This window comes from Terriglobus albidus, assembly GCF_025685425.1.
In the GTDB taxonomy this organism is placed as follows: Bacteria; Acidobacteriota; Terriglobia; order Terriglobales; family Acidobacteriaceae; genus Terriglobus; species Terriglobus albidus.
Genome location: NZ_JAGTAS010000058.1, coordinates 272,657 through 297,992, shown reverse-complemented (window position 1 = coordinate 297,992; position 25,336 = coordinate 272,657). Strand labels below are relative to the sequence as shown.

Sequence of the window (25,336 nt, the reverse complement as noted above, 5' to 3'; positions counted from 1 at the left end):
CGATGATGCCCGCTCCTCTGAATGCATAAATACGTTTCGCGAGTTGTATACGTATTCATACTCACTGGCTTAGGACCGACATCTGAGGCGCGAAAGGAAGTTGTAATGATCAGATCGTTTTTGAGGCCATTTCTTCTGCTGGTGTTGCTCGCGACCGCTGTTTCCATCCATGCTCAAAGCACCAGCGGCCAGATCAGCGGTCACGTTGTAGACCCATCTGGCGCCAACATTGTCGGAGCTACGGTACAGCTCCTCAACGTGCAAACCGGGGAAGTGCGTGAGGCAAAGACCGCCGAATCGGGCGATTTTGTCTTTCCCGCCGTCCAGCCCGGTCAATTCAAGGTCAGAATCGCTCTCATCGGATTCAAGGCCTTCGAGAAAGAGAACCTGAACCTCAGCGCTAACGAGCGTCTCTCCGCCGGTAACATTACCCTGGCGGTCGGCGCACAGTCGGAGACCGTCGAGGTCCAGGCAGACCGCACACCGGTACAGACGGAGAGCGGTGAACGCTCGGCGCTCCTCGACTCGAAGGAACTATCCACCCTGATGACCGCGGGACGTGACGTCACGGCGCTGCTTCGCGTCCTTCCCGGCGTCGTTAAGGACGGAGGCGGTGCTAGCCAACTCGGAACCCAGAGCGCCGGTACCATCAATGGCGTACGCGGCGACTACAACAGCCTGAGTGTGGATGGAACCACGGGAAATACTCGTGGTGGCCCGAACCTCGATACGCCGATGAACTATGACGCGATCGGCGAAGTGAAGGTGCTTCTGGGTAACTACCAGGCTGAGTACGGCCAGGCCGCCGGGTCGGTAGTACAGATTGTGACCAAGTCGGGCTCACGGAACTTCCACGGCTCGGCGTACTACTACAACCGCAACGAAGCCTTCAATGCCAACGACTACTTCAATAAGAATAAGACCTATGTTCCTCGCCCGATAAGCCGCTACAACACCATCGGCTATAACGTTGGTGGACCGTTCTTCATCCCCGGCCTTCTGAATGAGAGAAAAGACAAGATCTTCTTCTTTTTCTCACAGGAAATCTGGCCTACGCAGAAGCCTGGAACGCTGCGTCAGTTCATGATGCCGACAGCGCTGGAACGCACGGGTGACTTCTCGCAGAGCGTCGACAAGAGCGGCAACCAGGTTTACGTGAGGGATCCAACGCAGCCTTCCAGCTTGAAATGCCAAGCTGGGAACACTGCCGCATGTTTTCCTGGCAATAAGATCCCAGCCAGCCGCATCGACGCCGACACGCAGAAGCTGATGAGCATTCTGCCCTTGCCAAACGCCAGCGGTACGATCAATGGCGGCCGCTATAACTACGTCAACCAGGGAGTGACGAAGAACCCTGTGAATCAGCAGGTGTTGAGGGTTGACTACAACCCGTTCACCCAGTTGCATACTTACTTCCGCGGCACGCATATGACGACCACGAACGACGGCCCGAATGCTCCGGCAGTCAATGCGGCGATGCAGTGGGGTGTGCCCTTCACCTACTCTACGCCATCAAGAAATGCGACATTAAACATCACCTATATTCCAACTCAGACACTGATCAATGAGCTCAACATCGGTTTCGCGAGCTGGAATGAGACAACCGGCTTCTCCAACTCTTCTGACATTGCCAAGTTCCAGAAAGATAAGCTGGGCATCAATCTCGGACAGTACAACCCCGCTATCAACCCGCTGAAGCTGGTACCGCGGGCGAGTTTCGCTGGCAGTACCGGATTCGCAATTCTCAACAGCCCATCGATCCTCTTCGATAACCGTTTCCCACTCTCCGACGATACGCGTTCCTGGCAGGTGACGGACGGTGTTACGAAGGTCTTTAACCGCCATACTCCTAAGGCAGGTATCTACTACCAGAAGGGCCTGTATATTCAGCGGCATACGGGCGCGACGTTCGATGGACAGTTCTCCTTCGATACCAACTCTTCAAATCCGAATGACACGGGTTATACCTACGCCAATGCCGTTCTTGGTTCCTATAACTCGTACACCGAAGGAAGCAACACGACCGACTATGCGCCGACGTGGAAGGTGCTGGAATGGTATCTGCAGGATAGTTGGAAGGTGGTTCCTAGCCTCACCCTGGAGTATGGCGTCCGGTTCAGCTATGACCTGCCAACGACGCTGAAGCCGGGCAACGGTGCTGGTTACGTTCCGAGCCGGTACAACAATGCGAAGGTGCCGAGGTTGTACCGGCCATATCAGATCACGAAAGGCGGAACGCGTTACGCCATCGATCCGGGAGCATCTGGCGCCCCAGGTTCTTCGGGAAATCCATTGCTGCCTGCCGTCTACATTGGGCAATTCGTACCGAACTCAGGCGACTTCTTCAATGGATCGGTGGTCAACACTGATCCTAGCTATCCGACGTCTCTGCGCTATAGCAATGGCTTGCTGGTGGCTCCTCGTTTCGGTTTCGCCTATAGCCCCTTTGGAAACTCCAAGACGGTGATCCGTGGCGGAAGCGGCCTGTTCTATAACATGCGCGAAGGAGGCGGTACGGTAGGCGACTATTCGCTGATTGGACCCATCGTCACCAATCCAGTACAGAACTACGGTGATGCCCGCCAGTTTGCCAACAACTGCTCGGGCTCCGCTTGCAGCGGCGCAGGTATCTCTACGATCAGCCCGCAGGATACCCGAATCCTGCAGCCGAACCGTCCGATGGAGACAATCTTCAACGCGACGGTTGGCGTTCAGCACGCGATCAACGGAGGCACGGTCATTGACGTTGCCTATGTTGGTACCTTCGGACGCCATCTGAGCGAGCAGATCAACCAGAACCTGGTGCCTTATCTCTCGCACTTCCAGGCGCAGAACATCGACAACACGGTTTCGCCGACGACGGTTATGAAAACTGTTCAGCAGCCTGTTCCGCTGAACGACAACTTCTTCCGTCCAACTCCGGGCTATGGCGCTATCAATCTTCGCTCGTACTCGGGCACATCCAACTATCACTCGTTGCAGGCGCAACTGACACGCCGCTTTGCTAAAGGGCTGCAATTTGGTGTGGTCTACACCTGGTCGAAGGCGATGACCGATGCGGATGCCGTGAACGGAACAGTGGCCACCTATCAGGACCGCCGTTTCTGGAACTACTCTTTGGCCAGCTATGACCGCACCAACAACTTTGTCGTTCACTGGCTGTGGGATCTGCCGAAGGGCAGCACTTTGTGGTCTAACTGGGCGACGAAGGCTGTGTTGGATAACTGGCAGTATTCCGGCATTGCTGAGCTGGTCAGCGGAACTCCGTACGGCATTACGCTCAACACGTCAGGCATCGATTTGACCGGTGGTGGAGACGGAGCCCGTGCGGTTGTAACCTCGAACCCGGTCCTTTCCAAGGACAAGCGGACGGTAACGAAGTACTTCGATACCAGCGCCTTCGTTCTGCCCACATACGGGGCGGTTCCAGGACCCGATACACCGGGCATCACGCGCAACATCGTCTTCCGTGGACCAGGAACAAACAATATGGATATGGCGATCAATAAGAATGTCCCGATACGGGAGGGCATTCTCTTCCAGCTCCGCTGCGAGGCGTATAACGTCTTCAACCATGCCTCGTTCAATGCCATCGATAACACGGCGCGTTTCAACACCGATGGAACCACAAACTTCGCAACCTTCGGAAATCTGACCGGCGATCGCGGGCCGCGCCAGTTGCAGCTTTCCGGACGCATCAACTTCTAGACGTTGGTTACCTCCTGGGTCACGGCTTCCGAACAGCCGTGACCCACTTTTTCATTCGGCCTCTCCGGCCGGAACCAATAAAGGGTTGTCATGTCTCTGTTGCATCGCATTTCTGTATTTGGCGCTACCGCTTTGGCGCTTTGCTCTGCTTTGCCTTGTGCGCAAGCACAAAACAGTTCCAATCAGCTTGCTCAGCGTCCACCAATGGGATGGAATAGCTGGAATCATTTTCGAAACAAAGTGGATGATGCTGTTATCCGGGCACAAGCGGAGGCGATGGTCTCCAGCGGCATGCGCGACGCGGGCTATGTCTACATCAACATCGATGACACCTGGGAAGCAGGACGGGATGCCAACGGCAATATTCAAACCAACAGCAAGTTTCCCGATATGAAGGCGCTTGCCGACTTTGTCCACAGTAAAGGTTTGAAGCTGGGCATCTATTCTTCACCCGGAAGCCAGACCTGCGCAAAGTTTGAGGGAAGTCTCGGCCACGAGGAACAGGACGCGAAGACCTATGCTGCCTGGGGAATTGACTATCTGAAGTACGATCTATGCGGCTTGAAAGAGCAGATGAAGGCTGCAAGTAATCCTGAAGAAGCACACAAGATCATGATCGACTCCTATAAGAAGATGGATGTCGCGCTTCGCAATACCGGCCGTCCCATCATCTATGGCCTCTGCCAGTATGGTCAGGATGCTGTATGGCGGTGGGGCACTGAGGTCGGCGGGAATCTCTGGCGGACGACGGGCGACATCTCCGACAAGTACGCAAAGATGGCGGAGATCGGTTTCAGCCAGGCTGGGCTTGCGCGGTTTGCTGGACCTGGGCACTGGAACGATCCTGACATGCTCGAGGTCGGGAACGGCGGTATGACAACCGACGAGTACCGAACTCACATGAGCCTTTGGGCAATTCTCGCGGCGCCGCTGCTTGCCGGGAACGATCTCTCCTCCATGACTCCCGAGACACTCGCTCTGTTGACCAACAAGGAAGTCATCGCTGTCGATCAGGATGCGGCAGGGAAGCAGGGGGATCGGGTCAGCACTGAAGGTCCGATTGAGGTCTGGTCTCGTCATCTTGCGGATGGATCGCAGGCGGTGGGTATCTTCAATCGGCACCACTCCGCTCTTACAACGACAGTCGACTTCGGCACTCTGGGCTTTACCGGTCCGGTAAAAGCGCGTGATCTGTGGAAAGGGGAAGAGCTTAAGAATGTGAAGAGTTCCTTCCAGGCCACAGTCCCGGCACACGGAGTCGTTTTCTTGAAGGTATCGCAGTAGAGCATTTTCCCTGTAGGTGGAGTGTAGGGGGTCCGCATCTATGGCGTTTTCCGTAATGAAAACGCCGCTGCACTCCTCTTTTGGGATACGCAGCAACAGGGAAAATGTTCTAGCAATCACAACAGGGAGCTCACGATGGACGCATTCCGCAGAGACTTTTTGAAGCTTGTTGGCACCGGTGTTGCCGGAGCATTAGCGCCGGCAGTTGTCGGAGCGAGAGCTTTGGCCGCACCCGCTCCGACACCCGCGGTCGGTTCAATCTTCGACGTTCGAAAATATGGAGCGAAGGGAGATGGTAAGACGATTGATTCACCTGCCATCAATCGCGCCATCGAGGCGGCAGCTGCTGCGGGAGGCGGAACAGTCCTCTTCCCAGCCGGTGTATATGCCAGCTATTCGATTCGTTTGAAGAGCAATATCGTCCTGTATATCGAGCAGGGCGCAACGATTCTTGCCGCAAGTACACCCCTTGAGGGTGGGACGGATGGATACGATCCGCCTGGTGAGCGTCAGCCCTGGGAGGAGTACCAGGACTACGGTCACAATCACTGGCACAACAGTCTCATCTGGGGCGAGGGGATTCATGATTTCGCAATCCTCGGCACCGGCCTGATCTGGGGCAAAGGACTCAGCCGTGGATTATCGGATAAGGATCGTCCTAAGGCCGATAAGCCAGGAGCGGGTAACAAGGCAATCGCGCTCAAGAACTGCTTCAATGTCGTTCTTCGTGATTTCTCGATCCTTGAGGGTGGACACTTCGGCATCCTGGCCACAGGCGTCGATAACCTCACTATCGACAATCTGAAGATCGACACCAACCGCGACGGTATGGATATCGATTGCTGCCGCAACGTGCGTGTGTCGAACTGCAGCGTCAACTCTCCCTGGGATGACGGTATCTGCCCCAAGAGCTCCTTCGCGCTCGGATACGCTCGCGCCACGGAAAATGTGACCATCACCAACTGCTATGTGACCGGCGGCTATCAGCTTGGGACGCTGCTGGATGGAACCTTTAAACGACATCCACCTGAGTTCAAAGTCGTTCCAACCGGCCGTATCAAATGTGGAACGGAGTCGAACGGTGGCTTCAAGAACATCACCATCTCCAATTGCGTCTTTGAAAGCTGCCGTGGTTTTGCGCTCGAATCAGTTGACGGAGCGCTGCTGGAAGACATTACCTTCGTCGGCATCACGATGCGTGATATTCGTAACTCCCCGCTCTTCCTGCGACTTGGCACCAGAATGCGGGGACCGGCCGGCACCCCTGTCGGCACGCTCAAGCGTGTAATCATGAGCGGCATTACCTGCTATGGAGCGAATACAGAGCTGTCCTCCATTATCAGCGGTGTTCCCGGGCACTACATCGAAGATGTAAAAGTTAGCGATGTCTATGTCCATCAGTTCGGTGGCGGCACTTCAGAGATGGCGGCTCTACAGCCGGCCGAGAAACCGAATGACTATCCGGAGCCGAGGATGTTCGGTACTTTGCCGGCACACGGCTTCTTTGTCCGCCACGTAAGGAACATCGACTTCAGCAATGTTGAGATCATCTCTGAAAATCCGGACGCGAGGCCTGCTTTCTGGATGAATGATGTCGATGGTGCAGATTGCTTCCGTATCAAGACTAAGGCGCCGGAAGGGTCGGCCTTTCATCTTCAGGATGTCAGTGACTTCCGTGTCTTTGGCTGTAAGTCGATTAAAGACGTTCGAGAGGCAAAGATCGATAAACGGGATATCTAGAAGAGAAACGGCCCTCATGAGAGCATGAGGGCCATTTCCCTTCAAGTTGCAGTTAAGCCCGGACTTTTACTGTTCCATTGCTTGCGTTGGCCGCATACTTCACAAGGTTCGCCGAGGAGACATCGCCTCCGTCGAGTGTGATCTTCTCTGAACCGGCGCCTTCCACCTGAAGATATGCCTGCGGGGCGCCCTTCATGCGGGGATCTGTCAGAAGGACTTCTTTGCTGTTGATGAAGCGTACGGCAGACTCCGTCTGGCTGTCGGCTTCGACATTCAGGCCGCGGATGGAAGCATCGACTACGCGATCGAAGATGACCGCCGGCCGCAGGTCCGACGAGGCGAGCCGGAACTTCACGTTCTCGACGGTCAGACCATGGACGCCCCTGGCATAGAGTCCATAGGCAGGCATCGGTCCCATCATGAAGTACTCGCCGGCGATCTCAGGAAGGTCTCTCCGGGCGGCATCCTCTGCTGTTCCGCCGCCGCCGAAGGTGAGATTGATATTGGAGAGCGAGACGTTCTCCATGGTCGCGCCTCCGCTGCAGGTAAGGGTGATGCAGGAGTGCTTTTCTCCAGGGTTGTAGTTGCTGGTGACTTTGGCCTCCGCAAGCTGCGGAGGATCAGTGGTTACGGTTCCCTGAATATTGCTGAACGAGACGTTGCGGAGGACTGCAGGTGCGCCTGACTCCTCACGTGGAGCCGTGGCCATATCATCGGCACGCGGAGCGTTGGCGCGAGGCTGCCGCGGACCGACACTGACGTGAATCGGGCCAGTCACTTGATCCAGAGTGATATTCGAGAAGTTGATGTTTTCATAGCTGGAGCCGGGATTGCCCTGGAACTTAATCGGGCATCCGTATACCTGCATCAGAACGCAATTGGAGACAGTGATATTGCGCGGAGAGCCGCCCCCGAAGCGGAAGACTGACCAGCGGGTGCTGAAGATGGAGTTGGTGATGGCAACATTCTGGCAGCTGCCGAACAAGGCACAGGCATCATCCTGCGACAGAATGATGCAGTTGTTGACCGTGACATACTGCGCGCTGATGAAGTGGAAACCGTCATTATTGCCGTTTACCCGGTTATGGATATAGATGCCATCCATGTGGACGCGCTTGCTCTGAATGACCCGGATGCTGTGATACGCGCAGTCAAGGAGGTCGATGTCGCGTACACGGAGGCCTTCACAGCGATAGGCCAGGATATGGTACGGCCGGCTGTTACCACCCAGACCGCTGGGTGGCTTCTGTCCACGAACTGGGGAGTGGAACTGATAACCCTGTCCATCGATCGTTCCCGGGCCTTCGACAGTGACGTTGGTGGCATTGACGGCATACAGCAGCGCCCAGTTGCCGTCGATGAGCGTGGTATCTCCGCTAAGCGGAATGGCATCGACAGCGTGATACTGCTTTCCGTCCGCCGATCCCAGCAGCTTGCCGGACGCAGCGATATGCAACGTAACGTTGCTCTTCAGCTCTACGGTACCGATCTGGAAGGTGCCTGCAGGTACGAGGACCGTGCCTCCGCCATCGTGATTGCATGCATCGATGGCTGCCTGCAGGGCTTTAGTGTCCAGTGCAACGCCGTCACCCTTCGCGCCATAGCTGCGAATGTTGTAGACGCGGCTTCCGAGATCGATGTCGCTTCGCGACGGAGCTGCTGCATGAGCCTGTTTCGGAAGCATGTCGAAGGCAGCTCCCGCGGCAAGGGCTGTCAGAGGAGCTTTTTCAAGCCACTGACGGCGCGTGAGACGAGTAGATGCACCTTGTGCGGAAGGAAGATAGTTTTCAGGCATGGAATGGTGTCCGGATCGAAGAAATTCGAGGTGGGACAACGATAGATGTATTCGTATACATGAGTCAACCTATAAACTAAGTTCAATCGGTGAATTTCGCCGTGATTTCCGCTCTTTTGGAGAGTCTCTTCCCACATGGACATGCGAGACATTGCGAAGATCGCAGGCGTATCCAGCGCAACGGTCTCACGGGTCATCAATGGATCGCCCCTCGTGCGCCCTGAAACCGCGGAACGCGTTCAGCGGGTGATCGAGAAGACGAACTTTGTTCCCAATGGAAGTGCGACGACTCTGAAGTACGGGCGCAGCAGCACCTTCGGGCTTATCATTCCCGACATCACGAATCCCTTCTTTCCGGAACTGATTCGCTGCTTTGAAGCCATCCTGGTCTCCAACGATCAGGACATGCTGATGGCGACGACCGATTTTCAGCCCGCAAAGCTGCAGCGGACCATTCGCCGAATGTTGATCCGAAAGGTGGATGCGGTTGCCCTGCTTGCGGCGGAAATAGAAACGCAACCGATCGAATCGCTCATGCATAATCGGGTTCCGCTTGTCACTCTCGACCGTCGCAGTATTGCGCGCGGCGTAAGTGACGTTGCCGTGGAGTATCTAAGCGGCATGAAGCAGGCGGTGGAACATCTCAAGCGGTTGGGGCATCGCCGCATTGGATATATCGGTGGCTCACTTGGCCTGACGATCTCAGAGCATCGTGTGGAGGGTTTCCGTACTGCAATCGAAGAAGCCGGATTGAAGTACGATCCGAAGTTTGTTCTTCCGGGAAATTACCGGATCAGCGGTGGAGAGGCCGGCATGCGCGAGATCCTGGCGATGAAAACGCGTCCGACTGCCATTCTGGCAACGAATGACCTTACGGCGATTGGAGCCATGCGCGTAGCGCGTGCGCAGGGCGTCGGCATTCCTGAAGAGATCTCGATCATTGGGTTTGACGACATTGAGCTCTGCGAGATCGTTTATCCCGCATTGACGACGCTACGCCTGCCGCGGCAGGAACTGGCGCAGGCGCTGTTTCGGGCTTTGGATGTTCTGGCAAAGCATCCTCACGGAAGAGGACATCAGTCCATGGTGAGCTCCACACTCGTGATCCGCGATTCCACGGGGCCGGCTCTTCGCGATCGAAAGTCGGCTAGTAAATAAGTTCGAACATATTGCAAAGCTGATATCGCTGATCGGTAGCCATGGACGTTTCGGATCGTGAAACGATCCATAAGAGATGGTAGGCCCTCCGATGTCTGTGGATCTCGTGTCCACCGCGTATTGATGCGCGCGGAACGATGCATTCGTAATCCTCCCAGGACTCGCATCCCTTGGAAAATGAAACGCCGATGCCGAAGCCCTTGTGAAGCTCGGATGATTGCTATGGAACCCACTATCGTATCTGCTGAGGAAGATACCTGTGGTGCGTATGTTGTATCGGTCTTGCAGGAGATGGATGAATTACCGTTCCGTTGTGATTGCGGTGGGAGCCACACTTGCGTTGGTGCAATACTCACAGGCACAGAGAAGTCAGCCGCCGGCGATACGGGAACGGGAGATGTCGCCAACGACCTCGCAGGGAATCTCTATCTCCTATAACGCTCCCGAGGATGGTCTTCTGACACTGGTGCTTGAAGATGACAAGGGTATTCGCGTCAAGAATCTCGTCGCCGATCATCCCGTCCATCAGGGAAAGAATGCCATCACGTGGGATGGGACATCGGCAGACGGTGTAGCCCGTGCGGGAAAGTACCATGTTCGCGGCCTGTTTCATCAGGCGATAACACCGCATCTGCAGTACTCCATCTATTCCCCCGGAAACCCGCCATGGCCTACATCCGATGGAACTGGAGCATGGCTGGCAGATCATACGGCGCCCGCCTCCGCGTTATTTCTGCCCCAGGGCAGTCCATGGCCAACGCACTCCACGGAGCCACAGATCCTGCTCGGTGCAGATGCGGCGGAGGCGGGGCACGCACTGATCTGGACTGATCTGAATGGCCACAAGCTTGGCGGCACGAAAATTCGCGGATGGAATGGCGGCATAGCCCTTGCGCGGGATCTCGGTAGCGCCGGAAATCCTGACCATGTTGCTTATACCGTCTATGTCGTGAATCCAAGCCGCGACTTTGGAGTAAAGGATCCAGGAGCGCTGCAGGTCTATGCCATCACCAGAAATGGCCTGACGCCGGTGGATAAAGTTGTTGGCGGTGTCCAGGTGCACGACGCCTTTCGTGAGCTCGTTGGTTTGGCGGCGTATAACGGTCTGCTGTTGCTCTCGAATCCGGCCGCAAACGAGATCGTTGTCTTTGATGTACGGCATGCTACGAAGCCTGCCTTTGCAAAGGTGAAGCTCTCCGGATTAGGCTCGCTTACCTTCGAGGCAGATGGCCATCTGCTGGTGAGCACTTCGGAAGGCATTACACGGTTTACCGTGAAGAACGACTGGCACTCCATCGAACTCACGGGAGCGCAGGTCGTCGTTGCTTCAGGGCAGATGCAGGCGCCGAAACAGATCATCGAATCTGACGGCGAGATCTATGTCACTGATTGGGGAACCAGCCATCAGGTCAAAGTGTTTTCCGCAACGATGGGCAAGCCTGTACGTGTGATCGGCCGTCCCGGAGGTCCGCAGATTGGCGCCTACGATGAGTTGCGTATGGCCCATCCGCTGGGGATGACCGTCGACTCCAATGGTGTGCTCTGGGTTGCCGAAGAAGACTATCTTCCTAAGCGAATCAGCCGTTGGAATGCAAAAACTGGCGTATTTCTCAACGCATGGTATGGTCCTACACAATATGGCGGCGGAGGATTTGCCGATCCTCATGATCTCTATCGCGCCTACTATCCGTCGATCGGAAACCCAGGCAGTATGGGGCTGCTCGAGTTCAAGGTGGATCCCGCAACCGGAAACTCCCGGCTGACAGCGGTGCGATACCGTTATCCCGATCCGCTCAACGACGTGATCGCCTATGCTGGCCAACCTGCGAAGCCGATCTTCTTTCCGAACGACATGATCCCGGTGGGCTCGCATGGAGGTATTACTCCAGCGCAGACCTTCTATCGAAATGGGCATCAGTACTTCACCGACTCCTATAACACCTACTGGTATAACCAGACCGCGGTCAGCAATCTGTGGATTATGGAGGACGGCGTCTGCCGTCCTATTGCTTCGGCAGGTTGGGTCGAACCTGGTCCTCACTACTGGACGACTCTGGATCGGCCCGAAATCAAGAGCAAGATGCCGCCGGGGAAACCTGAGGGGGTCTTCTTTGTCTGGACCGATCGCAATCACGATCATGCGGTTCAAGCCGACGAAGTAGAGTTCACTCGTCCGGCGGTGCGCGGTTCGGCGGGTGTGGTCATACAGCCTGATCTTTCCGTCATCACCGGAGGCCCCTATCGTCTTGCCGCGGCTTCTGTCGACAACGCGGGCGTTCCTATTTATGACCTGAATAAGCTCACGCTGCTCTCGCATACTCGGGCAGAAGGGGATGTGGCTCTAAGTCCCGATGGCTGGTTTCTTGCCGATATGAGTGGATATAAAGATGGGCAACTCCGATGGAAGATGTCGAGCCGCGGCATTGGAACGCCTCCAACCGGTCCGGGAGATATTCAGGATCCGAAGCGGATGCTCGGATATCCCGTCCTGCCGGCCAGGGGGCAGGCAGGATACATGGTTGCCCGTTACTCCTATATGGGAGAGATTTATCTCTACACCACGGACGGTTTGCTGATTACGACTCTCGGGTCGGATACCCGCATGGCTCCTTTCTGGCCATATCCGAAGCAGAAGATCGGCATGGCTATCGCTGGGCTCAGTTTCGATGCGGAACACTTCTGGCCGTTTATGTTTGGGGAAGACGACGGCAACGTCTACCTTGCTATTGGAAAGTGGCATACCTCGATCGTGCGTCTCGATGGCCTCGATTCAGTCCGGCGGGTCGATCTGGGATATGTGGAGGCAACCAAGGAGGCAATTGCTGCCGCCGAACTGCTCCGCACGGAAGCCGCATCGAAAGAGAAACTGCGCGCCGAGGTTGAGGTTCATCCTATTGGAGGAACTGCAAGTACTGCTCAGAAGAACTGGAACGAGAAAGATTGGGCCTCAATCGATGCGCAATCTTCCTTTCAGCTTGGCACGGATGGGAAGAGTCTCATTGTTGCCTACAGGACGAACCAGCCACAGCTTCTTCGCAACAGCGCCGCCGAATTTCCCTACGTCTTTACGCAGGGCGGTGGGCTCGACCTCATGATCCGAGCACAGGGCGCAAGTGATAATCGACAAGTTACCATCGGTGATTCCCGGCTCTTCGTGACCCAGAGAGATGGCAAGCTGCTGGCAATTCTATATCGGCAAAAGGCTGAGAGAGCGAGCAATCGTGTCACTTTCGCGTCGCCTGTGGGAGAGGTGACTTTCGATGACGTCGAGGATGTCAGCGATCGTATCAAGCTCACCGCGAATGGGGGCGCGTACGAGGTTTCAGTCCCGCTCGGTCTGTTGGGAGTAGATCCAGCTCCGGGTAAGACATATCGCGGAGATGTAGGGATGGTATTGAGCGATGGGGTTCGAGCACAGGCCCGTGTTTACTGGCACAACAAGGCTGACTCTATGACGGCTGATGTTCCCAGTGAAGCCCGCCTGAATCCAAGTCAATGGGGCATCTTCCGGTTCTGAAGGGGAACCGGAAGACCTGCGCAATCTCAGTTACCGGCACCTTACAACCGTACCGGTAACTGAGATAGCAGACCTCCATCGACACGGTACGAAGAGCCGGTCATAAATGAGGCCTGGTCGCTGAGCAGAAAAGCGATCACACGTGCAATCTCAGTAGCATTGGCTACACGGCCGAGCAGGTGATTGCCTCCCCACTGCTCCAATGTCTGCTCCAGCCCGTCCCTCCCCCCGAAGCGCTCTGCTGAAGAACGGACCATCGGAGTATCTACAGTGCCTGGGAGGACAGCATTGACGCGGATTTTGTCCTTTGCATGATCGACAGCCATGGCACGGGTCAAAGCTTCCAGCGTTCCTTTGCTGGCTGCATAGGCAGCAACGCCCTCCTGACAGGCGAGTGCCTGCACAGAAGAGACCAAGACGATGGCTCCGCCACGCGTCATCGCTGGAATGGCGGACCTGCATGCTAGGAAAGCCCCGCGAGCATTGACCTGCTGAACAAAGTCGTACTCTTCGACCGGTGTGTCGACCACCGATCCGTAGTGCTGAATACCGGCACTATAGACAAGCCAGTCAAGCGGTCCGTGTTCAATAGTTTTTTTGACCGCCTCGCAGACCTGATGGGCGTCACGTACATCGCAGGCGATGTACCGCAGTGCTCCTGGATCATATGATTTTGGATCAACCGGTCTTCGCAGATCGGCGATCGTAACCTGGGCTCCCTGATCCAACAATGTCTGTGACGTAGCCCATCCGATTCCAGAGGCTCCTCCAAAGACCAGTGCATTTTTTGCCGGGGTCATCTGCATTCCTGCTCCACATCAATAAGCAATCGTTCAGCCATGGTGAAAGCGCCACGCAGCTCCGCAAGCCCTCGCAGGCGTCCGATGGCGGGATATCCGGGAGCAGCATTGCGCTCGCGGTCATTCAGCAGCTCCTGGCCATGGTCAGCCCGGAACGGTAAATGGAAACGATCCCCGATCAACTCACGACGATGCTTTTCCTTCACAAGCTCGATGATGACGCCGATCAGGTTGGCATCTCCTTCGAGATGGGCTGCCTCGAAAAACGTCTCGATATGTTCGAGATAGACCGTCTCTCGTTGTGTTGAGCGCAGGTGGAGAAAGCCGATGCGGGGAGCGAAACTCCGCACCATCGTGAGCAGGTCGTTGTCGGCTCTGACTCCCAGAGCTCCGGTGCAGAAGGTCAATGAATTGGAGGCATGGGGATATTGCTGCAGAAGCCATTGCAGGTCATCTGCTGTGCTGACGATTCTGGGCAAACCTAATAATGGGCGCGGCGGATCGTCCGGATGGATGCAGAGCTTTACACCGCATTCTTCCGCTACGGGGCAAACCAGCATGAGGAACTCTCGAAGGGAGGAGCGAAGATCTTCGGAGGAAAGGCCGGAGTACTCCTCCAAGAGCTCATTCGTCTTTTGCAGCGTGAGTGACCTGTGTCCTCCAGGAAGACCCTGCAGGATCGTCTGCTGCAGGAACTCTTTTTCTTCCGGAGAGCGCCGTGCAAGGTATTCATATGCGGCTCGGCTGAGGTCTTCACCCCAGTCATCTTCCGAGCCCTTCCGTTGCAGCAGGTACAGATCGAACGCTGCGAAGGCGAGCACGTCGAAACGAGTGGTATATCCACCGTTCGGCGCCGGTTCATGCAAATGCGTCCTCATCCAACTGAAGAGAGGCATCCAGTTGTAGGCGATGGTGCGGATACCACAGGCAGCCAGGTTCCGAATCGACTGGGTGAAGTTCTCTACGTCCGCCCGCCAACCCCGGCCCTGCATCTTAATGCGCTCCGTGACCTCAAGACTTTCGACGACGGACCATTCCAATCCTGCCAACCGTATCTCGGCCTGACGTGACTGAATTCGCTCTACCGGCCATATCACCGCAGCTGGAAGTTCATGCAGCGCCGTTACAATTCCGGTCGCACCGGCCTGTCTTGCGTCTCGCAGGGTGACACGATCCGACGGGCCGAACCAGCGCCATGTTTGCTCCAATAACATCCTTGCCTTCCCCAAGAAATATCCATGGCGCGATGCCCCAGGATTGTTCTCTTTGCATTTTCAGCATGTCTTGCGATAAGTTTCCTGTGCACGATTACGAACCAGCACGAAGTCAGCCTCACCAGCGTCACGATCCTACGTCGCAAGCCGTATTGGTATGAATCTCACTTGGTGAGAAGAAGAGATGTTTCGCATCGTGAGATGAAATGAGTTTCTTTATGACTCAAATGTATCCAACACAGCGACAGGCGACATGGACACGATCATTGGAAGAGAACCCAACATGAAGCATTCATTGAAACCAACTCCGGCGGAAGGCCCAAAGCGGGGATATACGATTCAGGCAGTTGTCCGTGCCGCATCGATCATCAATGCATTTCAATCTACCTCTGAAGTGCTGGACCTTCGGGTGGTCGCCGCGAGAACTGGACTTCATAAGGCCACTACGTTTCGGCTACTAGAAACGTTGGTGGAGACGCGCATGCTGGAGCGGGCGGGGAAGCAAGGATATCGCTGCTGCGTTCAGACGGCGCGCGCCAAACGCTATCGGATTGGCTATGCCTCCCAAAGCAATCTCCTGCCATTCACAACCACCGTGAGCGACAGCCTGGTGGTCGCTGCGAATGCGGCAAATATCGATCTGCTGGTGCTGAACAACGGTTTCAGTCCAAGGGTGGCGCTGCAGAATGCTGAGACCTTTGTTGATGAGAAGGTCGATCTTGTCGTCGACTCGCAGATCAATGTGGCGGTCGCCGCGCAGATCGCGGCGAAGTTTTCCGATGCCCGGATTCCATTCATCGCCCTGGATATTCCACATCCTGGCGCCATCTACTACGGCGCGGACAACTACAAGGCCGGACGGATGGCCGGACGGCATCTCGCGCGATGGGCCGAGAAGAACTGGAAGAATGGTCCTGAGCAGATCATTCTGCTTGGCGTCGATGCCGCCGGCCCTCTTCTGAATGCGAGACTGACCGGCGTTCTGGACGGCATCAATGAGGTGGGGCAGTACGCTCGCACCGTTCCGACGCATCACTATGACACCAAGGGCGGGCAGTTTGAGGCCACCCTCGATATCGTCCGTCGTCACATCCGTCGCAGAAAACCAGAGCGTGCGCTGGTGGGCGCGGTTAACGACTCCACGGCTCTGGCGGCGTTGCAGGCGTTCCGTGAGGTGGGCCTTGAGCGTGCATGCGCCATTGCTGGGCAGGACGGCAGCGTCGCTGCTCGTGAGGAGATGCGGCGTTCCTCAACACGGCTGGTCTGTTCTGTCGCCTACTTCCCGGAGATGTACGGGGAACGAATCATCCAGTTGGCGCTGGATGTTTTGAAGCACAAACCCGTGGCCCCAGCCGTCTTTGTGCCGCATGAACTCATCACACCGCAGAACGTAGACAAGATTTATCCGAACGACAGCTGGATGAAAGTCCGGCCCAATCGGGTCTGAAAGCCTCTCAGTTCGTCTCGACCTGCGAGACATGTTGTGCAATTGTGGACGGTCCCCTCTGGGAACTGTCCGTGAGAGAAACCAGCATTCATTCCCGAAGAAAAGCAAGATCTCCCGGAAATTGGCCGCTGCCTGTGTCTGGCATTGACTGGAAATGCATTTCACAATGCAAAACAACCGGGAATGAGATTCAAAGTCACGAGAGCTCCGTTGACACGGTTTCAGGCCAACACTTACAACGCAGATCGACCTGGTACATCAGCCATTCTGATCCCCCAACGAGATGGCTGGGCCGGCAATGAGTACGTTTCCCGGGAGGCTGCATGCAAGTTATCAACAAAAAAGAGATCAAGGACCGCCAACTGCTACACAGGATTTGGATGCGCCCGTTCTTTTCTCTCGCACTTTCTTTTCCAGGCGTGGTTTCTTCCGCACTGGCCGTAACGCTGGTATCTGCGACCACTGCCTTTGCGCAGACTGGACAGGGTTCTATCAGCGGTACTATCCGCGACAGTCAAGGCGATCTGATCCCCGGGGCGAGGATCGAGGTTATTAGCGATGCGACTAAGGTATCGCAGGCGACGACCACTAACAACGCGGGTCTTTTCCAGATTCAGTCACTCAACCCGGGGTCTTATACGGTCGTCATAGCGAAAGAAGGATTTGAGAAGACGGCCGTCAAGGCGGTCAATGTCTCGGGTGTGGGAACGGCGCCAATTGATGTCATCTTGACATTGGGATCGACCACCGAGACGGTCACGGTCAATTCTGACGCGGAACTGATCAGCAAGACTGACACCGATGTCGCCACCACGGTCGACAACGCACTCGTACTGAATCTGCCGTATCCCGAACGCAGCTCACTGGGGGCGGCGTTGCTGGTGCCAGGCGTAGAGGGCGATCCCCTTCAGCCGGGCGGTATTGCCACCGAGAATCCAGGCGCCTTCACGAGCTATGTCACGCCCGGTGCTGGAATCGTGATTGGCGGAGCCCCTCCAGGCACAAGCTCCATCGTCGTGGACGGATCTGACGTGACACAGGCAAGCCTTGCGCGTACGGGTGTTAATCTCTCCGGCCGTCAGGTACAGGAAGCGACCGTCATCGTTACGGGGCTGTCCGCGAAGTATGGCAGGACTGGTGGCGGTGTCATCGTGCAGAGCAGCGCGCCCGGCACCAGCAGCTATCACGGAGCAATTTCGTGGCGGCACACCGATCCTTATTTCAACGCCTTTCCTGACGGTAATACCGCGCCAAGCGCACTCCGTGAGAACTACTATGGCTTCTATGTCGGTGGCCCGATCTGGATTCCCAAGATCTATCCGCACAAGGATAAGTCTTTCTTCTTTGTAGGTATTGAGCCTGCCCGCATGCAGAACTCGTTCGGTTTCCGGGGCATCTTCCCCACTCCGGATGAACTTTCCGGAAAGCTTCACAACTCTCTGGCGTTGGTGAATCAGAGCATCTTGAAGAGCCAAGGATATGCAGCGGCGCTCGCAGCTCCGCGAATAGGAGCGATCAACTATCAGTCCACGGTCGACACCAATGGCTTCCCGAACGGACCGTATGATACATCGCAAATCCGTGCGGTTCCGAATGATGACGTCTCTGCGCAGTTGTCAAAGAATCAGTTGGCGCAGTTCGTACTGTCGCAGTTTCCTACTCCCAGCAATCCCGGGCCATACATCAAATTTGATAACGCCCAGGCGACTTCCCAGAACGATGGAACCAATGCGACGTACAAGCGCGGTGTGATCAATAAAGACAATCGGTATTCCTTCCGCATCGATCATCATTTCAACGATATCGATCAGCTGTTTGTCCGTTACACGGTGATTCCGGTAAATGCGGCACGGTTCTTTGCCGTGGATCCTTCAAATCCGCTGACGATTGTTCCGACGGACTTAGCCAATACGCACGACATCGCATTGGGATACTCACACGTCTTTACGAACAATATCGCCAACAGCTTCCATTACTCGTTCATGCGCGTCAATCAGCAGCGTCTGGCTCCGCCCAGCACGCGTTCCAAAGACTACGCGGGAGCGTATGGTCTTACTCCCGCATCCTTCGGGTATGGTTTCCCAAGTCTTGGCAACCTGAACGCCAACGGTGTTGGATACACCATGCAGATGGGGCTCTCCAATGCGGCAATTCAGGTGGACCAGAACTTTATCGCGGGAGATGACATTACCTGGACCCACGGCCGCCATGTAGTGGAGTTCGGTGCAGATATCCGCTGGCTGCAGTCGAGCCAGTACGATCTGGGCGGGGCCACGGGAGGACGGTATTCCTTTACGGCCAACAGCACCAACAACGGTTCGACCGGTGGCGCGCCTCTGGCCAGCTTTATTCTCGGAAGTATCGCGTCGTTTTCCAATACGCCGGTTGCGGTGCCCGGCTATTACCGCTGGCGCTACTACGCCGGCTACATTCAGGACAAATGGCGTATTACGCCAAACCTCACGATCGATGCCGGTGTCCGCTATGAGCTTGAGACTCCTCGTATGGAGAAGTTCAACAATCAGGCGTATATCAACCTTGCCAGTCCAGGAAATCTCAACGGCCTGCTTCCGACAACCTCAGCGTTCTGCTTCTCAGGAGCATGCGGAAACCCCCAGTCGCTCTGGCCGATCAATTACAAGGGAATCGAGCCCCGTGTCGGTTTCGTATATGCCCCCACGCCGAAGACGTCGATACGTGCTGCATACACACTGCAGCGGCTGCCGCTGACAGGATACGAAAATACTCCGGATCCCAACTTCAACGTAACTTCACAGCAGGTCGGAGGTCAGAGCGGAGGCGTGAGGCCGAACTCAACGGTGAATTACATCACCAACCCAGTGGGGCCTCTCACCTCTGCCTATACTGCCCTGGCCGGCAATCGTGGACCCATTCTGTACTCCACGGGGCTAGCGCCAGTGTTCGTGAATCAGAGCAATGCCGTTCCTTATACACAGACCTGGTCGTTCACGGTGCAGTATCAACCGGCGGTACGCACGGTCGTGCAGGCTACCTACAACGGCTCGAAAGGGACGCATCTGATCGGTCCCTTCACGAACGCACTCAATGTCCCCGGCTTGAACACACTCGTCAACGCAATCCAGACGCGTCAGAACCTGGGAGCTACGGCGCCGAATAAGTACGGCATTATGCAGAATGGAGCGCTGGTCAACGAAAGCAATCTTCAGCTCCTCAATCCATACCAGAACTTCTTCAACCAACCCCTTCCTGAGATCTACCCGCGCGGCGGGACGATGGAATATAACGGGCTATATCTCAGTGTTAACCAGCGCTTTGGACATGGCCTTTCCGCGCTGGCGAACTATACCTGGTCAAAGACCCTGGACAATATTCCCGATACCAACACGGGCGCGAATGGTGGAGGCTTCGGATTTGTAGCTCCTCAGGACCCGACCAATCCATACGCCGAATGGGCGGTTGCAAGCTTCGATCAGGCAAGCCGTCTAAAGATCGGCTATACATACGATCTTCCAATCGGCTCGGGCCATTTTTTCAGCGCGCATAATCATCTTCTGGATAACATTATTGGCAACATCTCGACAGCTGGTATTGCTACCTATGCGGACGGCTTGCCAAACTCGGTGATCCTGGGAACGGGAAATGCAGGCTACTTCGTTTCGGTGACCCCTTCCGGGACGAACGGATGCACTGCGAGCGGTTCTAATAAGTACTGCACTGCAAGTGCTCTTCCCGCGAACTATGGCTATACTTTGCGGCCGGACATCGTTCCCGGAGTTCCATTGATCAACAAAGACTGGAAGAAGAACGCGCTGAACGCCAACTTCACGCCCTACCTCAATCCGGCGGCATTTGCGGTGCCCGGCTCCGTCAATAATCCCCGGCTGGGAAATGCACCTCGTACCCTGGCTGGCGCGCGCAGTCCGCGTGAAGCATTGTTCGATATGCGCTTCAGCAAGGGCATCAAGTTCGAAAGTCGCTATGCCATCAATGTCAACGCAACTTTCAGCAATGTCTTCAATCACCCGGTCTACTACGGTGTGGGACGGGCGCTTCTGAGCTCTACGGCAGTCTCTAACGTTACGGGAACAGTGACACCGGTGAATGCTGCAAACTTTGGGCAGTTCAACCAGTCTCAGACCGCCGGTATGTCCCGCATCATTCGTATAGGAGCGGAGTTTACCTTCTAAACGCAACCGGGATGTTCATAGAACATCTCTTAACCCACACACACTTTGTGCGATGAGATGGATGCGGCAGAGGTTGCGATTTGTATTTCGCATCGCTCGCATCCATCTCCCTTTGTTGTTCCTGTGCGTAAATGGAAACGATAGAGTATTTTCCTGTGTAGAGTAGGGTTTCTGCATCTATGGGCGTTTCCACAATGACGACAGGGAAAATGCTCTAGAACAGTGGTGAGAGGGTCATACGTTTCAATGATTGCTATCTACATCCGGCGGGCGAACTCAGTTCTGTGTAGATTGAGTTTTTTGGGCGTGTTTTCGGGCATGGTGACAGCGGTAGCTGTGGGGCCACTCCTTTCGCAGCAGAAGGCATCCCGGATCGGCCCACTTGCCGTGGTCGATCCGCTCTCTCTGGTAGATCCAAGGATCGGTACATCCAACGAAGGCCAGACCTACCCTGTGGTGGGCGTGCCTTTCGGTATGACCGGATGGACTCCTGAGACTCGGAGTACCGAGGCAAAGTGTGTCTCGCCCTACTATTACGAGGATGCAAAGATTACCGGCTTCCGCGGGAGCCACTGGCTTAGCGGAAGCTGCACACAGGACTATGGGACCGCAACCCTGATGCCGACGGTCGGGCCAATTAAGGCAAGCCCGGAAGAGCGTGGTTCCTCCTACAAGCATGCCTCGGAGATCATGTCTCCGGCGTACTACTCCGTTCATCTGGATGATTACGATCTGAAAGCTGAGCTTGCCGGAACGACGCGGGCAGGAATGCTGCGCATTACCTATCCGGAACATGGCAAACACAATCTGCTGGTCGAGCCGAACGTTAGGCCTGGGCAGGGATTTGTTGAGGTGCACCCCGAGAAGAAGGAGATTGTCGGCTACAACCCGGTAGTACGCATGTATCAGGGAGCAGGAAAGTCCGCGGGTTTCAACGGATATTTCGTTATCAAGTTCCGCGAAGAGGTGCAGGAATTTGGAACATGGTGCGGGAAAACAGTGGTTCCGCATGGCCATACCCAAGGCTCCGGATGTGAGCGCCTGGGAGGGTTCGTAACTTTTGCTGACAACACACCGAAGACCGTTGTTGTAAAGGTTGGAACCTCATTTAGCAGCCTTGAGGAAGCCGAGAAGAACCTCAACGCCGAGGAGCCTGGCTGGGAGCTTGAGGCCATCCGCCGACAGGCAGAGGCCGCATGGCGTGACTATCTCGGACGCATTGAGATCGCCGGGGGCACAGCAGAACAGCGGAAGATGTTTTATACCGCGTTGTTCCATGCCTCACTGGCCCCGCGTATCGTGAGCGATGCCGACGGAACCTATAACGGATTCGGTCAGGAAGGGAAGCTGCACCACACACGTCCGGGCACAGACTATTACGACGACTTCTCGTTGTGGGATAGCTTCCGTTCGCTACATCCGTTGCTTACGATTCTCGACCCCAAACGCGATGGGGAGATGGTGCAGAGCCTCGTCGATAAAGGGACTCAGGGCGGCTTTCTGCCAATCTTTCCTACGTGGAACAGCTACACCTCAGAGATGATCGGGGATCACACCGTTGCTGTGATCTATGACGCTTATGCCAAGGGGATTCGGAACTTCGATGTGTTGGAGGCGTATCGCCTGGTGCGTCAGAATGCGTTTATCACACCTCCTCATGCTGATTACGTGGAAGGGAAGGGGCGGAGGGCGTTGGTCTCGTATAAGAAGTATGGTTATATTCCACTGGAAGATGAAGTCCTGGATGCCTTCCATCAACGTGAGCAGGTCTCTCGGACGTTGGAGTATGCCTATGATGACTATGTCGTCGCGCAGTTTGCCGCAGCCCTGGGGCATAAAGAAGATGCCGATCGTCTGTTCAAGCGCTCGGCCAATTGGAAGAACGTTCTTGACCCCGAAACCAGATTCGTCCGTGGACGACATGAGGATGGCAGCTGGGTAACTCCATTCGCCCCGGATAAGCCGGCCACCTATATTACGGAGGCGCTACCCTGGCAGTACACCTTCTTTGTCCCTCATGATATCGAGGGCCTGAGCAAGGCTCTGGGGGGACACGAAGCGATGATCGCAAAGCTGGATGGCCTCTTCGACAGAAAGCTTTATAACCAGGGAAATGAGCCGAGTCACGGAATTGCGTATCTCTATAACTTCATCGGTGCGCCATATAAGACACAGCAGCGGGTGCGCGAGATTCTGAAGACGGACTTTGGACCAGGTCCGAATGGGCTTCCCGGGAATGACGATGCCGGTCAGATGTCTGCCTGGTATGTGCTCAGCGCGATGGGTTTTTATCCGTGGTGTCCGGGAACTCCCAGCTATACCATCGGCTCTCCCTTGTTTTCCCATGTTGCGATTCACCTGCCGAATGGGAAGCGCTTCAGTATCGAGGCGAAGGATAATTCCGCTTCGAACCTCTACGTGAAATCAGTTCAGTTGAATGGCAAGGCATACTCCGAATGGACGTTCTCGCATCAGGAGATGCTGCAAGGGGCTTCGCTTACATTACAGATGAGCGCCGAGCCATCCGCGGAGAAACCCTACGCTACACCTACAGGGAAAATGCTCTATTGACCAAAGAGGGAGGGAGTCTGAGAGCATGGATACGACACAAGGAGCCAAACGCAAATGGAACGTATCGATGGTCTTAGTCGCAGGAACCTGTTAAAACGCGGTGCTCTCGCACTCGCATCGGCAAAATTGTCCCGCTTTGCGCAGGCGCAGAATACAACGACACCTGGTCCTTACTCGCCCACCTGGGATTCCCTCAAGCAGTGGCGCATGCCGGAATGGTTTCGCGACGCCAAGTTTGGCATCTGGGCGCATTGGAGTGCCCAGTGCGTTCCCGAGCAGGGAGACTGGTACGCACGCCGCATGTATCTGCAGGGAGATGCCTGCTATGACTACCACGTCAAGACATATGGGCATCCGTCAAAAGTCGGTTTCAAAGAGATTGATCATCTATGGAAGGCCGAGCGCTGGCAGCCGGAACAGTTGATGGAGCTCTATGTGAAGGCGGGGGCGAAGTACTTTATGGCGCTTGCCTGCCATCATGACAACCTGGATTGCTTCGATTCCGCGCATCATGCGTGGAATACCACGCGGGTAGGTCCTGGAAAGGATATCGTCGGCACCTGGGAGAAGATTGCTCGAGCACACGGAATGCGTTTTGGCGTTTCCAACCACGCTTCGCATGCCTGGCATTGGTTGCAGTCGGCTTACGGGTATGACCCCGAGGGGCCGATGGCAGGAGTCCGTTATGACGCCTATCAACTCAGCGCCAAAGACGGAAAGGGAACCTGGTGGGACGGGCTGGACCCGCAGGAGCTTTATACCGGCAGGAATATCGTCATGCCCGACGGCATCAAGACCATCGCCGAGGCCAACGCCTGGCACGAAAAACATGATCGTGTGTGGGATGAGGCTCCACCGCCGGCAAATCCGGAGTTCGTCCGTACCTGGTATCTCCGTTGCAAAGATCTGATCGACAAGTACAAGCCTGATCTTCTCTACTTCGACGATCGTGAATTACCGCTCGGCCAGGCTGGCCTGGATATTACGGCGTACTACTACAATTCCAGTCTGTCGTGGCACGGAGGCCAGCAGCAGGCCGTTGTCGCGGCAAAGGAATATAGCCCCGAACATGCGGGAGCGACGATGCTGGACATCGAACGCGGCCGTGCTCAGGGCATCCTGGAAGCTCCGTGGCAGACGGACACGTGTATCGGCGACTGGCACTACAAGCGCTCTCTTTTTGAACAGCATCAGTACAAGACTCCGGACTGGGTGGCCAAGTCGCTGGTGGATATCGTCAGTAAGAACGGCAATCTCATGTTGAATATTCCTGTCCGGGGAGATGGAAGCATCGATGAGGACGAGCACAAATTCCTCGCCGAGTTCGGACATTGGATGTCAGTGCACGGAGAGGGCATCTACGGCACGCGCCCCTTCAAGATCTATGGCGAAGGGGCACCGGATGTGAGCGGATCGCATAATTTCAACGAGACGAAAGCGCGGGCTTTCGACTCCAGCGATATCCGTTTCACTACCAAAGGGGATGTGCTGTATGCGTTTGTCCTGGGATGGCCGGCAGACGGAAAGGTGAGCATTAAATCGCTCGCCGCAAACAATGCGATGTACCCCCGCAAGATCGGTTCGGTGGAGATGCTGGGGGTGCATGGCCGCCTGGAGTTTCGGCAGGAGGCGGAGGCGATGACCATTAAGCTTCCGGCAAAGCCGCAAGATCATCTTGATGTCTATGCTTTCCGCTTCCGCGCTTAATTGGAATGAGTGGAAACAGCAAGGGCGGAGCCGAGGCTCCGCCCCGTTTATTGAGGCCTTGGAATCGAGTCTCAGTACAATTCCTCGTTTCTGTTTCCCGGAACCTTGCGTGACGGCGGCGCCCGAGCGATGTTCTCTGCATACGTTTGTGTGCGTCTCAGTTACAGCATTTTCCCTGTAGGTGCCGTGTAGGGCTTCCATATTTATGGGCGTTTTCCGCAATGAA

12 protein-coding genes are annotated in these 25,336 nt (G+C 55.6%); 9 read left to right on the top strand and 3 right to left on the bottom strand.

Translation table 11 applies throughout. The features are described from left to right. The first annotated feature begins 105 nt into the window (after positions 1–105). The 3 genes from OHL21_RS20425 to OHL21_RS20415 all read left to right on the top strand — a co-directional run bounded on the left by OHL21_RS20425 (position 106) and on the right by OHL21_RS20415 (position 6,732). Positions 106–3,708, top strand: coding sequence for a TonB-dependent receptor (locus tag OHL21_RS20425; RefSeq protein WP_263419153.1), 3,603 nt, complete (start codon positions 106–108; stop codon positions 3,706–3,708). A 90-nt stretch (positions 3,709–3,798) separates the two neighbouring features. After that, entirely contained in the window at positions 3,799–4,992 is a 1,194-nt protein-coding gene (locus OHL21_RS20420) for a glycoside hydrolase family 27 protein (RefSeq protein WP_263419152.1), read from the top strand. A 135-nt stretch (positions 4,993–5,127) separates the two neighbouring features. Further along, entirely contained in the window at positions 5,128–6,732 is a 1,605-nt protein-coding gene (locus OHL21_RS20415; protein ID WP_263419151.1) for a rhamnogalacturonidase, read from the top strand. A 52-nt stretch (positions 6,733–6,784) separates the two neighbouring features. On the opposite strand, the gene OHL21_RS20410 is transcribed toward OHL21_RS20415, so the two are convergent. Next, positions 6,785–8,527, bottom strand: a complete 1,743-nt coding sequence (locus OHL21_RS20410; RefSeq protein WP_263419150.1) for a glycoside hydrolase family 28 protein — start codon at positions 8,525–8,527, stop codon at positions 6,785–6,787. Between the two features lie 135 nt (positions 8,528–8,662). Here OHL21_RS20410 and OHL21_RS20405 point away from each other — a divergent pair, with 135 nt between their 5' ends. Both OHL21_RS20405 and OHL21_RS20400 read left to right on the top strand, forming a co-directional pair. Next, on the top strand, positions 8,663–9,685 hold the full coding sequence (locus OHL21_RS20405; protein WP_263419149.1) for a LacI family DNA-binding transcriptional regulator: 1,023 nt from the start codon (positions 8,663–8,665) through the stop codon (positions 9,683–9,685). 295 nt (positions 9,686–9,980) lie between these two features. Then, positions 9,981–13,202, top strand: a complete 3,222-nt coding sequence (locus OHL21_RS20400) for an NHL repeat-containing protein (protein ID WP_263419148.1) — start codon at positions 9,981–9,983, stop codon at positions 13,200–13,202. 41 nt (positions 13,203–13,243) lie between these two features. On the opposite strand, the gene OHL21_RS20395 is transcribed toward OHL21_RS20400, so the two are convergent. Together OHL21_RS20395 and uxuA are read right to left on the bottom strand one after the other, a co-directional pair. Beyond that, positions 13,244–14,002, bottom strand: coding sequence for an SDR family NAD(P)-dependent oxidoreductase (locus OHL21_RS20395; protein ID WP_263419147.1), 759 nt, complete (start codon positions 14,000–14,002; stop codon positions 13,244–13,246). Beyond that, positions 13,999–15,216: a mannonate dehydratase gene (gene uxuA / locus OHL21_RS20390; RefSeq protein ID WP_263419146.1), complete on the bottom strand. Its 1,218-nt coding sequence runs from the start codon at positions 15,214–15,216 to the stop codon at positions 13,999–14,001. The genes OHL21_RS20395 and uxuA overlap by 4 nt, the downstream gene beginning before the upstream one ends. Positions 15,217–15,499: 283 nt before the next feature. Between uxuA and OHL21_RS20385 the strand changes: the two genes are divergently transcribed. The 4 genes from OHL21_RS20385 (at position 15,500) to OHL21_RS20370 (ending at position 25,110) form a co-directional block, all read left to right on the top strand. Then, entirely contained in the window at positions 15,500–16,663 is a 1,164-nt protein-coding gene (locus tag OHL21_RS20385) for a substrate-binding domain-containing protein (RefSeq protein ID WP_263419145.1), read from the top strand. A 380-nt stretch (positions 16,664–17,043) separates the two neighbouring features. Further along, the gene (locus tag OHL21_RS20380; protein ID WP_263419144.1) at positions 17,044–20,832 is read left to right on the top strand and encodes a carboxypeptidase regulatory-like domain-containing protein; all 3,789 of its coding nucleotides are present in this window, start codon (positions 17,044–17,046) and stop codon (positions 20,830–20,832) included. Between the two features lie 318 nt (positions 20,833–21,150). Beyond that, positions 21,151–23,403 (top strand): GH92 family glycosyl hydrolase, encoded by a 2,253-nt coding sequence (locus OHL21_RS20375; protein WP_263419143.1) that lies wholly within the window; start codon positions 21,151–21,153, stop codon positions 23,401–23,403. A 54-nt stretch (positions 23,404–23,457) separates the two neighbouring features. Next, positions 23,458–25,110 (top strand): alpha-L-fucosidase, encoded by a 1,653-nt coding sequence (locus OHL21_RS20370; protein WP_263419142.1) that lies wholly within the window; start codon positions 23,458–23,460, stop codon positions 25,108–25,110. The last annotated feature ends 226 nt before the right edge of the window (positions 25,111–25,336 follow it).